The organism is Enterobacter sp. LM3, from assembly GCF_046622475.1.
GTDB classification, from domain to species: Bacteria; Pseudomonadota; Gammaproteobacteria; order Enterobacterales; family Enterobacteriaceae; genus Enterobacter; species Enterobacter cloacae_P.
Map to the genome: position 1 here is coordinate 88,581 of NZ_JBJURN010000002.1, position 12,893 is coordinate 101,473.

Sequence of the window (12,893 nt, forward strand, 5' to 3'; positions counted from 1 at the left end):
TCAGTTTTTCTCTTCCTTTTTCACCACGTCAATGCCCAGCTCAGCCAGAGAGGCCGGGTTGGCAAAGCTTGGCGCTTCGGTCATCAGACACGCCGCAGCGGTGGTTTTCGGGAAGGCGATAACGTCACGAATGTTGTCAGTGCCGGTCAGCAGCATGGTCAGACGGTCAAGACCGAATGCCAGGCCTGCGTGCGGAGGCGTACCGTATTTCAGCGCGTCCAGCAGGAAGCCAAATTTCTCGCGCTGCTCTTGCTCGTTGATGCCCAGAATGCCAAACACGGTCTGCTGCATTTCACCACTGTGAATACGCACAGAGCCACCGCCAACTTCGTAGCCGTTGATGACCATATCGTAGGCATTTGCCACCGCGTCTTCTGGTGCCGCTTTCAGCTCTGCCGCAGTCATATCTTTTGGCGAGGTGAACGGGTGGTGCATTGCGGTCAGGCCGCCTTCACCGTCGTCTTCAAACATTGGGAAGTCGATAACCCACAGCGGAGCCCATTTGGTTTCGTCGGTCAGGCTCAGGTCTTTACCCAGCTTCAGACGCAGTGCGCCCATCGCATCAGCAACGACTTTCTTGTTGTCTGCGCCGAAGAAGATCATGTCGCCGTCCTGCGCGCCAGTGCGCTCAAGGATCGCTTCCACGATGTCCGCGTTCAGGAACTTCGCCACCGGGCTGGTAATGCCTTCCAGGCCTTTTGCACGCTCGGTCACTTTAATATAAGCCAGACCTTTCGCACCGTAGATCTTGATGAAGTTGCCGTAGTCGTCAATCTGCTTACGGCTTAAGCTCGCACCGCCCGGTACGCGCAGCGCAGCTACACGACCTTTCGCATCGTTAGCCGGGCCGGCAAATACCGCGAACTCAACGGCTTTCACCAGGTCTGCCACGTCCACCAGCTCCATCGGGTTACGCAGGTCTGGTTTATCAGAGCCATAGCGACGTTCTGCTTCGGCGAAGGTCATGATTGGGAAATCACCCAGCTCAACGCCCTTCACGTCGTTCCACAGACTACGCACCAGCGCTTCCATCACTTCACGCACTTGCCCGGCGGTCATGAAGGAGGTTTCTACGTCGATCTGGGTAAATTCAGGCTGACGGTCAGCACGCAGGTCTTCGTCACGGAAGCATTTTACGATCTGATAGTAGCGGTCAAAACCGGACATCATCAGCAGCTGTTTGAACAGCTGTGGTGACTGTGGCAGCGCGTAGAATTTGCCTTTATGAACGCGGGATGGCACCAGGTAATCGCGCGCGCCTTCTGGCGTGGCTTTGGTCAGCATCGGGGTTTCGATGTCGAGGAAACCGTGGTCATCCATAAAGCGACGTACCAGGCTGGTAATTTTCGCACGGGTTTTCAGGCGCTGAGCCATTTCCGGACGACGCAGATCCAGGTAGCGATACTTCAAACGCGCTTCTTCGGTGTTGACGTGGTTAGAGTCCAGCGGCAGCGCTTCAGCACGGTTGATGATAACCAGATCGGACGCCAGCACTTCAATTGCGCCGGTTGCCATGTCGGTGTTGACGTTTTTCTCGTCACGCGCACGCACGGTGCCGGTCACCTGAATGCAGAACTCATTACGCAGCTCAGAAGCCAGCTTCAACGCGTCCGCACGATCCGGATCGAAGAACACCTGAACGATACCTTCGCGGTCGCGCATATCGATGAAGATAAGGCTACCAAGATCACGTCGACGGTTGACCCAACCACACAGGGTGACCTGCTGTCCGACGTGGGACTGACGCAGCTGCCCGCAATATTCTGTACGCATGAGATATCCCTTAATTAGCCGCAGGCTAAATGTTGCCTGGTATGCAGGCTACTATGTCGCAGCTTTCTGTATGTCACAACTGGATGAAAAAAGGCGGCTATTATACTGGAAATTCCGCCGGACGATAAGAGCGAAGCACGCCAGACGCACGTTTGCTGCGCTCTTATTGCGCATTCTCACAAAAATTAACAAAATTATCCGACCCACAGCAGGGCACAACGTCGTAAGGTATAGCCCAGGTTGTTTATTTAACTGGAGTTATTATGTTTACACTCGATGCCACCAGAACTGCACTTGTGGTGATTGACCTGCAGGAAGGGATCCTCCCCTTTGCCGGTGGCCCGCATACCGCTGACAGTGTGGTCAGCCGTGCCGCCCGCCTGGCGGAAAAATGCCGTGCCAGCGGTGCACCTGTTGTCATGGTTCGCGTCGGTTGGTCTGCGGATTTCGCCGAAGCGTTAAAACAGCCTGTTGACGCCCAGCCAGCGGCGCGAGCTCTGCCAGAGAACTGGTGGACGTATCCGGCATCGCTTGGTAAATGCGACAGCGATATTGAAGTGACAAAACGCCAGTGGGGCGCATTCTACGGTACCGACCTGGAACTACAGCTGCGTCGTCGTGGCATAGACACCATCATCCTGTGCGGGATTTCCACCAACATTGGTGTAGAGTCCACCGCCCGTAACGCCTGGGAGCTGGGCTTTAACCTGGTGATCGCCGAAGATGCGTGCAGCGCAGGCTCAACGGATCAGCACCAGGGTAGTATGACCCACATTTTCCCACGCATCGGTCGCGTGCGCAGCACAGATGAAATCTTAAGCGCCTTATGATGTACGTGGGCCTGCCTCAATGGTCGCACCCCAAATGGGTGCGCCTTGGCATCACCAGCCTTGAAGAGTATGCCCGACACTTTAACTGTGTTGAAGGCAATACCACGCTTTATGCCCTCCCCAGAGCAGAAATTGTTGAGCGTTGGCGTGAACAGACTACCGATGATTTCCGCTTTTGCTTTAAGTTTCCGGCCACCATTTCGCATAACGCTGCGCTGCGTAACTGCGGCGATTTGACCGAAGAATTTTTCAGCCGCATGGTGCCACTGGCTAATCGTATCGGCCAGTACTGGCTCCAGCTTCCTGCGACGTTTGGCCCGCGTGACCTGCCCGCACTCTGGCCGTTTCTCGACGCCCTGCCCCGGGAATTTACTTATGGTGTGGAAGTCAGGCATCCTGAATTTTTTGCCAAAGGTGAGGCCGAAAAAGCCCTTAATCGCGGTCTGCATGACCGCTCGGTCAACCGGGTGATCCTCGACAGCCGCCCTGTACACAGCGCCATTCCGCATAACGAAGCCATCATTGATGCACAACGCAAAAAGCCCAAAGTACCCGTCCATGCCGTCGTGACTGCGCATAACCCAATGGTCAGATTTATCGGTAGCGATAACATGCCGCAAAATCGGGACATGTTCGCCGTGTGGCTGCAAACGTTGCCAAAATGGGAGCAAAGCACCACGCCGTATCTCTTTTTACACACCCCGGATATCGCCCAGGCACCGGAACTGGTCGATGTTCTGTGGCAAGCCTTACAGGACGTGGTTCCGTCGGTGGGCAACGCCCCCTCTATTCCACAACAATCTTCTCTTTTCTGAGGAAGCCCCCTATCATAGAGAGGTACCATCTGCCAAAAAACAGGGAGTTTGTATGGTCAGCGCGCTGTATGCGGTGTTAGGTGCATTACTGCTGATTAAGTTTTCGTTTGATGTTGTTCGGCTGAGAATGCAATACCGCGTCTCCTACGGTGACGGCGGTTTTTCGGAACTGCAAAGTGCTATCCGCGTCCACGGCAACGCGGTCGAATACATCCCCATTGCGCTCATTTTACTGCTGTTTATGGAGATGGATGGTGCAGAAACCTGGATGGTACATATCTGTGGTCTGCTTTTGCTTGCTGGCCGGTTAATGCACTATTACGGCTTTCATCACCGCTTATTCCGCTGGCGTCGTTCCGGCATGAGCGCGACCTGGTGTTCGCTTGTGCTGATGGTGCTGGCTAACCTTTGGTATATGCCGTGGGAGTTGGTTTTCTCCTTCCATTAGCGCACAATACGCCACTTTATTTTTCCCGGATTTTTACGTTATGTCAGATCGCGACACGCTTTTTTCCGCGCCTATCGCCAGCCTGGGCGACTGGACCTTTGATGAACGGGTAGCCGAAGTCTTCCCGGATATGATCCAGCGCTCTGTTCCCGGTTATTCCAATATCATCTCCATGATCGGCATGCTGGCTGAGCGTTTCGTTCAGCCCGGTACGCAGGTGTATGACCTGGGCTGTTCGCTCGGCGCGGCAACGCTGTCGGTTCGTCGTAACATTCGCCACGAGGGCTGTAAGATCATTGCCGTCGATAACTCACCCGCAATGGTTGAACGCTGCCGTCGTCATATTGACGCTTATAAGGCCCCGACGCCGGTTGAAGTGGTGGAAGGCGATATTCGCAATATTGACATCCAGAATGCCTCAATGGTGGTGCTGAATTTTACCCTGCAGTTCCTGGTGCCTGAAGACCGTCAGCTGTTGCTGGATAAAATTTATAAAGGTCTTAACCCCGGTGGCGCGCTGGTGTTATCAGAGAAGTTTAGCTTTGAAGACGCTGACGTAGGCGAGCTGCTGTTCAACATGCACCACGACTTTAAACGCGCCAACGGCTACAGCGAGCTGGAGATCAGCCAGAAGCGCAGCATGCTCGAAAACGTAATGCTGACGGATCCCGTTGAAGCTCACAAAGCACGCCTGCGTAAAGCCGGATTTGAACACAGCGAATTGTGGTTCCAGTGCTTTAACTTTGGCTCTCTGGTCGCGCTGAAAGCTGAGGATGCGGCATGATCGAGTTTGGTAACTTCTATTCACTGATTGCGAAAAACCACCTCTCCCACTGGCTGGAAACCTTACCGGCGCAGATTGCTACCTGGCAGCGCGATCAGCAGCACGGTCTGTTAAAGCAGTGGTCAAACGCGGTGGAGTTTCTGCCTGAGCTGAAACCCTATCGTCTGGACTTGCTCCACAGCGTAACCGCAGAAAGCGAAACTCCCCTCTCAGCCGGGCAGGCAAACCGTATTGAAACACTGATGCGTAACCTGATGCCGTGGCGCAAAGGGCCGTTCTCGCTCTATGGCATCGACATCAATACCGAATGGCGTTCAGACTGGAAATGGGATCGCGTTCTTCCCCATCTGTCCGACCTTACCGGGCGCACGATTCTGGACGTTGGCTGCGGTAGCGGCTATCACATGTGGCGCATGATTGGTGCGGGTGCCCATCTGGCAGTCGGTATCGACCCAATGCAGCTGTTCCTGTGTCAGTTTGAAGCGGTGCGTAAATTGCTGGGCAACGACCAGCGCGCCCACCTGCTGCCGCTGGGGATTGAGCAACTGCCAGCCCTGAAGGCATTTGATACCGTGTTCTCGATGGGGGTGCTGTACCACCGTCGTTCCCCGCTGGAGCATCTGTGGCAATTGAAAGATCAGCTGGTCAGCGGCGGCGAGCTGGTGCTGGAAACGCTGGTTGTCGAAGGTGATGAACATGCCGTTCTGGTGCCGGGTGACCGTTACGCGCAAATGCGCAATGTCTACTTTATCCCTTCCGCGCTGGCGTTGAAAAACTGGCTGGAGAAGTGCGGTTTTGTGGATGTGCGCATTGCGGACGTCTGCGTCACCTCAATCGAAGAACAGCGCCGGACGGACTGGATGGTGACCGAATCCCTGGAACAATTCCTCGACCCGGCGGATCACAGTAAAACCATTGAAGGCTACCCTGCGCCAATGCGTGCGGTATTGATTGCGACGAAGCCGTAGCCTTTTGCCGGGTGGCGGCTACGCCTTACCCGGCTTACTCGTAGCACGTTTTCTCCAGAATAGTTCACGTTGCAGCAAGACGGCAACGCAGCGGCGGCTTGAAATATGAAGGCGAAAAAAAGGCCCCTGTTTAATTGGCAGGGGCCTGGTACAAGCAAGCATCATATTGGGCGACATGATGCGCGGTAAAAATCAGTACGTTGCTACACGTGATGACGCTCAATTATCGATTTCATTACCGCAACCGACTCTCCATCTACACCGTAGCGCGAGTACTCATCCGCTTCAGCATCCGTCGACATTGACAACCCTGTATTGCGATAACGCATGGGTGACGGTATCCACTTACCCGCTGAGCTATGAAGCTCTTCCACCCCTGCGTTTAAAAACAGTTCCAGATTGCTGGCACGTACTCCTGCGCCAGCCATTACTATTGGAACACCGGAATGTGCTTTTAGTTCCGTAATTAATTTTAATCCTTTTTCAGCAGAGGACTGCTGACCCGATGTCAGCACTCGCGACACGCCAAGTTCTGCAAGCGTATCAAACGCCTGAAGAGGATCTTTACACATATCAAACGCGCGATGAAACGTGACTGCCATCCCCTTTGCCGCGCTCATCACCTGACGCATACGCGGTAGATCGATATGACCGTCTTCATCCAGCAAACCGATAACCAGCCCCGGGAACCCCAGGTCACGAACGAGTGCGATATCTTCAAGCATGGCACTAAACTCACCCGCCGTGTAACAAAAATCACCGCCGCGTGGACGAATAATTGGGTGAACCGGGATGCTGACCTCCTGGCGGGCAGATTTCAGCACACCGTATGAAGGCGTCAGCCCACCTTCTTTGGGAGCTGCGCACAGTTCAATACGGTCGGCCCCCTGTTTTTGCGCGGTCACGGCACACTCCACGCTGTAACAACAAATCTCCAGCAGCGCCATTCAATCCTCCTTAAATTCCACTAAACGCACCATCATGACACACCGTCCGTACCCCGTCCCGGCGTGAACTCACAACTCTCAGGCTTCGCTGGCAACTATCTGTTCAATCGTCCACGGATGGAACTTCACCGTCACCTGCCCGTCCGTCACGGCAAGCGTTGGGTTGGGTAAACGCTCCCGCTCACCTTTGGGGGAACTTGTTTTCACAAAAATACCCGGCTGGCTTAAGCCCTCGTCGGATAACAGCGCCAGCGCGCGGGCATTCAACGTGTCCGGCTCACCCGGCAGCACAATTTCAATATGCTCCCAGCCTTCATGCGGGTAACGTTTCTCCCCAGGCCACGGCAGTTCGACAACGCTGAACTGCCAGTGCGCCACACATACCGGTTCATGCAGTTTGAACAGGCAGACAGGACGGCCGTTAATCATATTCTCAGAGAGCAGCTCACCGCACTGTTCGAACCCGCGACGCCAGCGCTCAGCGGTGGCGTTTTGATGGCAGCGCAGGGAAATGTGATCGGCCTCAAGCGGCGCGATATCCAGACCAAGACGGGTGGCAAGTTCTGTGAACGCCAGGGTGAAGCGCGGTAAATCTGAGGAAATATCATGCAGTTCGTCAATGGAGTGCCAGTTCGCCATATGTCAGTCTCTTATCGTGTCGCAAAGCCGCTAATTTACTCTGTTGTCCCTTTTCGACCAACCGCAGAATAACGGATTTTATGACTGCATGATTATGCACACCTTCTTAGCCTGGATTCTGAGCAATCTTCGGCCCCCGTAATGCTGACGCCAGAAGGCATTTGCAGTATACTCCCGCCCTAAATTCTTTAACTGATGCAGGTGGTTATTAACCCGCATCAAAAACGTAAGGTATCCAGGTGAATATTCAGGCTCTTCTCTCAGAAAAAGTCAGTCAGGCACTGATTGCCGCAGGCGCGCCTGCGGATTGCGAACCGCAGGTTCGTCAGTCAGCAAAAGTACAGTTTGGTGACTATCAGGCTAATGGCGTGATGGCAGTCGCTAAAAAACTGGGCATGCCGCCGCGACAACTCGCTGAGCTGGTGCTGACTCATCTGGATCTCACCGGTATCGCCAGCAAAACCGAAATCGCCGGCCCGGGCTTTATCAACATTTTCCTTGAGCCTGCCTTCCTGGCAAGCAATGTTGACGCCGCGCTGAAGTCTGACCGCCTGGGTGTCACCCAGCCAGAAGTGCAGACCGTGGTGATTGACTACTCTGCGCCAAACGTGGCGAAAGAGATGCACGTCGGCCACCTGCGCTCCACCATCATTGGTGATGCGGCTGTCCGCACCCTGGAGTTCCTCGGCCATAAAGTGATCCGCGCAAACCACGTGGGTGACTGGGGTACTCAGTTCGGTATGCTGATTGCTTACCTGGAAAAACAGCAACAAGAAAACGCGGGCGAGATGGCGCTTGCGGACCTGGAAGGTTTCTACCGTGAAGCCAAAAAACACTACGACGAAGACGAAGTGTTTGCTGAGCGCGCACGTAGTTATGTCGTGAAACTGCAGGGTGGCGACCAGTACTTCCTGGAAATGTGGCGCAAGCTGGTTGACATCACCATGTCCCAGAACCAGTTAACCTACAACCGCCTGAACGTAACGCTGACCCGTGACGATGTGATGGGTGAAAGCCTGTATAACCCAATGCTGCCTGGCATTGTGGCCGACCTGAAAGCCAAAGGTCTGGCGGTTGAGAGCGAAGGCGCAACGGTAGTGTTCCTTGATGAGTACAAAAACAAGGAAGGCGAACCGATGGGCGTGATCATCCAGAAAAAGGATGGCGGCTATCTGTATACCACCACCGATATCGCCTGTGCGAAGTACCGTTACGAAACCCTGCACGCTGACCGTGTGCTGTACTACATCGATTCCCGTCAGCACCAGCACCTGATGCAGGCGTGGACTATCGTGCGTAAAGCAGGCTACGTGCCTGACTCTGTGCCGCTGGAACACCACATGTTCGGCATGATGCTGGGTAAAGACGGCAAACCGTTCAAAACCCGTGCGGGTGGTACCGTGAAACTTTCTGACCTGCTGGACGAAGCGCTGGAACGCGCCCGTCGCCTGGTGGCCGAGAAGAACCCGGATATGCCAGCTGATGAACTGGAAAAACTGGCCAATGCCGTCGGTATCGGTGCGGTGAAATATGCGGATCTCTCCAAGAACCGTACCACCGACTACATTTTCGACTGGGACAACATGCTGGCGTTTGAAGGCAACACGGCACCGTACATGCAGTACGCCTATACCCGTGTGCTCTCGGTATTCCGTAAAGCCGACATCGACGAAAGCGTGCTGGCAAAAACAACTGTCACCCTCACTGAAGATCGTGAGGCACAGCTGGCAGCGCGCCTGTTGCAGTTTGAGGAGACGCTGACGGTTGTCGCGCGTGACGGTACTCCACATGTGATGTGTGCTTACCTGTACGACCTGGCTGGTCTGTTCTCCGGCTTCTACGAGCACTGCCCTATCCTGTCCGCAGACAGCGAAGCGGTGCGTAACAGCCGCCTGAAGCTGGCGCAACTGACCGCGAAAACCCTGAAGCTGGGTCTGGATACTCTGGGTATCGAAACCGTAGAGCGTATGTAAGCAGAACCGTCCGCCTCAAGGGGCGGACGGTGATTAGCGGTAGTTAACAATCACAGAATTGCTCTGAACATTCAGCGCCGGGATCAAACGTCCTCCCCCCGGCACTTCCCAGACAAAGTGTAAAGGCTCCACCGCTGGCACACCGTTGAGCGCCTGCGTGGTGCCACTTTCCCCGTCAATTTCCGTACAGCGAGTCTGCGAACACAAACGCACCCGCAGCCCGGCAGGCGTTGGGCCAATCAGCTTATAGTTCCACACCACCATCGTCATCAGCCCGGAAACCGCATCAGGCGGTGACAGCGGGTTCGAAGACATCGACACACCACGATTATTGAGCGTTACGCCCATGCTGCTGGCCTGCCACATCCCTTCGCCCGCAGCCTGCGCCGCCAGCGGGAAAAATAAGATCCATAGCCACTTACGCATTATTTACCTCCAATCGTCGCGGTCATACGAATGTGGCGGTTATCCGACAGCTCCATGTTCGATAACACCACCAGTTGATTCAGGCTACGACGCAGGAAGCGCGACAGTAACGGTCGCAGCGCGTGGTTAACCAGCAGAACCGGTGGCGCACCCAGCATCTCCTGACGCGCCAGCGCCTCCTGGGTTTGTGCCAGTAAGCGGTCAGCCAGACCCGGCTCCAGCCCACCACCACCCTGCAATGCCTGAAGCAGCAGACGTTCAAGTGGCGTATCGAGACCAATCACCTGCACTTCGCCGGTTCCCGGGAACCATTGCTGGGTGATTGCACGACCCAGCGCCACGCGCACGACCGCCGTCAACTCGTGCGGATCGCTTTGCAGCGGTGCATGTTCGGCCAGCGTTTCCAGAATGGTGCGCATATCGCGGATAGGAACTTTTTCGTCGAGCAGATTTTGCAGCACCTTGTGCAGCGTGGTTAACGTCAGCACACCCGGCACCAGATCTTCGGTCAGCTTCGGCATCTCCTGCGTCACACGGTCGAGCAGTTGCTGTGCTTCCTGGCGACCAAACAGCTCTGCCGAGAATTGACCAATCAGGTGGTTAAGATGGGTCGCCACCACGGTACTGGCTTCCACTACGGTATAACCCTGGATTTGCGCCTGCTCTTTCAGTGCGCTTTCAATCCAGATAGCCGCCAGACCAAAGGCCGGATCGATGGTTTGTTCACCCGGCAACGTTCCTGCCGCCGTGCCCGGGTTAATCGCCAGCCAGCGACCTGGATAGGCATCACCGCTGCCAATTTCCACCCCTTTCATCAGAATGCGATAGCGCGCAGGCGGGAGATCCATGTTGTCACGGATGTGGACAACCGGTGGCAGGAAGCCCATATCCTGGGCGAATTTTTTACGGATACTGCGGATACGGCCAAGCAGTTCACCATCCTGCTGGAAATCCACCATTGGGATCAGGCGATAACCCACTTCCATTCCCAGTGAATCTTCCAGCTGAACATCATTCCAGGTTGCTTCGACGGCTTGCGTGTTCTCCGGTACTTTTACCGGCGCAGGCTCCGCAACTGGCTTGCTTTCACGTCCGCGCATCCACCAGGCAAGACCCAGCAAACCGGCGGTGAACAGCAGGAACACCAGGTTTGGCATACCCGGAACCAGGCCGAGCAGACCGAGCACCGCCGCCGCCAGCAGCATTACGCGCGGATTGCTGAAAAGCTGTCCGACCATCTGCTCACCAACGTCCTGATCGGTGCTGACGCGGGTCACGATAACACCCGCAGCGGTAGAGATAACCAGCGCCGGGATCTGGGCGACGAGGCCGTCACCGATGGTCAACAGCGTATAACTTTCCGCCGCATGCCCCATGTCCATACCGTGCTGCAACACCCCAACCAGAAGGCCGCCCACCACGTTAATCACCATGATAAGAATGCCCGCGATGGCATCCCCACGCACAAACTTACTCGCACCGTCCATCGAACCGTAGAAGTCCGCTTCCTGGGTCACTTCTGCACGGCGTTTTTTGGCTTCATCCTCGGCGATAAGCCCGGCGTTCAGGTCGGCGTCGATCGCCATCTGTTTACCCGGCATCCCGTCCAGCACGAAGCGCGCGCCCACTTCGGCGATACGCCCGGCACCTTTGGTGATAACCATAAAGTTGATGATAACGAGGATAACGAACACCACGATACCGATAGCAAAGTTACCGCCCACGAGGAAGTGGCCGAAAGCCTCAACCACTTTACCCGCCGCTGCCGCGCCGGTGTGACCTTCCATCAGGATGATACGCGTGGACGCCACGTTCAGCGCCAGTCGCAGCAAGGTGGTAAACAGCAAAATGGTCGGGAACGCCGCAAACTCAAGGGTACGCTGGGTGAACATCGCCACCAGCAGCACCATGATGGACAACGCAATGTTGAATGTGAAAAGCAGATCGAGGATGAATGCCGGTAGCGGCAGTACCATCATCGACAAAATTAGCAGGATGAGGATCGGCCCGGCAAGGATCTGCCATTGAGTCGATTTCAGGTTGCCGGGCAGGCGCAACATTGCCACCAGATTAGCCATCAGTGTCCTTCTCGTTCATAAAATCCAGCGCGGCAGGCACCGGAAGGTTTTCAGGTTTCACAGGCCGTTGACCGCCAGCCAGACGCCAGCGTTTCAATTGCCATACCCAGGCCAGCACTTCCGCCACGGCGGCGTAGAGTTGTCCCGGGATTTGTTGTCCGATTTCCGCGTGGCGATATAAGGCACGCGCCAGCGGCGGGGCTTCCAGAATTGGCACGCGGTTTTCGGTACCGATTTCGCGGATGCGCAGTGCTATCAACCCCGCCCCTTTCGCCACCACTTTCGGCGCGCTCATTTTGTTTTCGTCGTATCGCAGCGCAACGGAGTAGTGGGTCGGGTTAGTGACGATGACGTCGGCTTTTGGTACATCCTCCATCATCCGTCGACGGGCGGCGGCACGCTGCATCTGGCGAATACGCCCTTTTACATGCGGGTCACCTTCCATTTGCTTATATTCATCACGGATATCCTGGCGTGACATCCGTAACTTCTTGAAGTGACTATAAAGCTGGAAGATAACGTCAAAGCCCACCATTGGAATAATGCTCAGCACCACCAGCAGCGAGCCCAACCCGATGAGATTCATGGCGTTACTCATTGCACTTAACGGTGATTCACTGATCAAGCGCATCATGTCGGGCCAGTTGTGCAACAGGTAAAACCCGGCGGCACTTCCCATCAGGGTGGATTTGAGGATCGCTTTAACCAGCTCGGCACCGGTCTGGGCGGAAAACATACGGGCTATACCCGGGAGCGGGTTGAGTTTGGAGAATTTAGGCTGCAACGATTTGCCGCTAAACACCAGGCCACCGAGCATAACCGGTGACACAATCGCCACCAGCACCACGCCTGTGATAAGCGGCAGCAAGGCGGTCATCGCCCCTTTAAGCAGCAAAATAATTTGTCCGAGGATCAGATTGGGGTCATTAACCATACTGTGGTCAAAACGTAACCCTGCTGAGAGCATTCCTGCCAGTCTGCGGGCGAGCGACTCCCCACCCAACCAGATAACGCACACACCCACAATCAGGATCAGCAGGGATGTCAGTTCTCGGGATCGGGGGATCTGCCCTTCCTCACGCGCTTTTTCAAGTCGGTGGGGTGTGGGGGCTTCCGTTTTGTCGTCGTTATCTTCTGCCACAGTGCATGCTCGCAGCCCATTTAGTCACAGGTATCATGCCAGTGCAGCGGAAATCCAATGGCGGGAAAAGC

General features: G+C 55.4%; 12 protein-coding genes. 6 read left to right on the top strand and 6 right to left on the bottom strand.

Features of this window, described 5'->3' with window-relative positions:
* Positions 1-1,773, bottom strand: coding sequence for an aspartate--tRNA ligase (gene aspS / locus ACJ9N4_RS02530; RefSeq protein WP_182919883.1), 1,773 nt, complete (start codon positions 1,771-1,773; stop codon positions 1-3).
* Positions 1,774-2,036: 263 nt separating this feature from the next.
* Between aspS and ACJ9N4_RS02535 the strand changes: the two genes are divergently transcribed.
* From ACJ9N4_RS02535 to cmoB, 5 genes are read left to right on the top strand one after another with little or no spacing between them, the layout of a single operon-like run.
* Entirely contained in the window at positions 2,037-2,603 is a 567-nt protein-coding gene (locus tag ACJ9N4_RS02535; RefSeq protein ID WP_182271819.1) for a hydrolase, read from the top strand.
* Positions 2,600-3,418, top strand: coding sequence for a DUF72 domain-containing protein (locus ACJ9N4_RS02540; protein WP_196390113.1), 819 nt, complete (start codon positions 2,600-2,602; stop codon positions 3,416-3,418). Before ACJ9N4_RS02535 ends, ACJ9N4_RS02540 begins: the two co-directional genes overlap by 4 nt.
* 52 nt (positions 3,419-3,470) lie before the next feature.
* Entirely contained in the window at positions 3,471-3,866 is a 396-nt protein-coding gene (locus ACJ9N4_RS02545) for an MAPEG family protein (protein WP_182271829.1), read from the top strand.
* A gap of 40 nt (positions 3,867-3,906) precedes the next feature.
* Positions 3,907-4,650, top strand: a complete 744-nt coding sequence (gene cmoA, locus ACJ9N4_RS02550; protein ID WP_182271830.1) for a carboxy-S-adenosyl-L-methionine synthase CmoA — start codon at positions 3,907-3,909, stop codon at positions 4,648-4,650.
* Entirely contained in the window at positions 4,647-5,618 is a 972-nt protein-coding gene (cmoB, locus tag ACJ9N4_RS02555) for a tRNA 5-methoxyuridine(34)/uridine 5-oxyacetic acid(34) synthase CmoB (RefSeq protein WP_182271831.1), read from the top strand. The genes cmoA and cmoB overlap by 4 nt, the downstream gene beginning before the upstream one ends.
* 203 nt (positions 5,619-5,821) lie before the next feature.
* On the opposite strand, the gene cutC is transcribed toward cmoB, so the two are convergent.
* Together cutC and ACJ9N4_RS02565 are read right to left on the bottom strand one after the other, a co-directional pair.
* Positions 5,822-6,565, bottom strand: coding sequence for a copper homeostasis protein CutC (gene cutC, locus ACJ9N4_RS02560; protein ID WP_182271832.1), 744 nt, complete (start codon positions 6,563-6,565; stop codon positions 5,822-5,824).
* Positions 6,566-6,643: 78 nt separating this feature from the next.
* Positions 6,644-7,204: a VOC family protein gene (locus ACJ9N4_RS02565; protein ID WP_411500221.1), complete on the bottom strand. Its 561-nt coding sequence runs from the start codon at positions 7,202-7,204 to the stop codon at positions 6,644-6,646.
* A 239-nt stretch (positions 7,205-7,443) separates the two neighbouring features.
* On the opposite strand from ACJ9N4_RS02565, the gene argS reads away from it, so the two are divergent.
* Positions 7,444-9,177 (top strand): arginine--tRNA ligase, encoded by a 1,734-nt coding sequence (gene argS, locus ACJ9N4_RS02570; protein WP_182271834.1) that lies wholly within the window; start codon positions 7,444-7,446, stop codon positions 9,175-9,177.
* A gap of 33 nt (positions 9,178-9,210) precedes the next feature.
* Here argS and ACJ9N4_RS02575 read toward each other — a convergent pair whose 3' ends face one another.
* Genes ACJ9N4_RS02575 through flhB form a run of 3 tightly spaced genes read right to left on the bottom strand, consistent with a single transcriptional unit; the run spans position 9,211 to position 12,822 of the window.
* Complete coding sequence (locus tag ACJ9N4_RS02575) at positions 9,211-9,603, bottom strand: flagellar protein FlhE (protein WP_182271835.1); 393 nt, start codon at positions 9,601-9,603, stop codon at positions 9,211-9,213.
* Complete coding sequence (gene flhA / locus ACJ9N4_RS02580) at positions 9,603-11,681, bottom strand: flagellar biosynthesis protein FlhA (RefSeq protein WP_182271836.1); 2,079 nt, start codon at positions 11,679-11,681, stop codon at positions 9,603-9,605. The genes ACJ9N4_RS02575 and flhA overlap by 1 nt, the downstream gene beginning before the upstream one ends.
* Positions 11,674-12,822 (bottom strand): flagellar biosynthesis protein FlhB, encoded by a 1,149-nt coding sequence (flhB, locus tag ACJ9N4_RS02585; RefSeq protein WP_182271837.1) that lies wholly within the window; start codon positions 12,820-12,822, stop codon positions 11,674-11,676. Before flhB ends, flhA begins: the two co-directional genes overlap by 8 nt.
* Between the last annotated feature and the right edge of the window lie 71 nt (positions 12,823-12,893).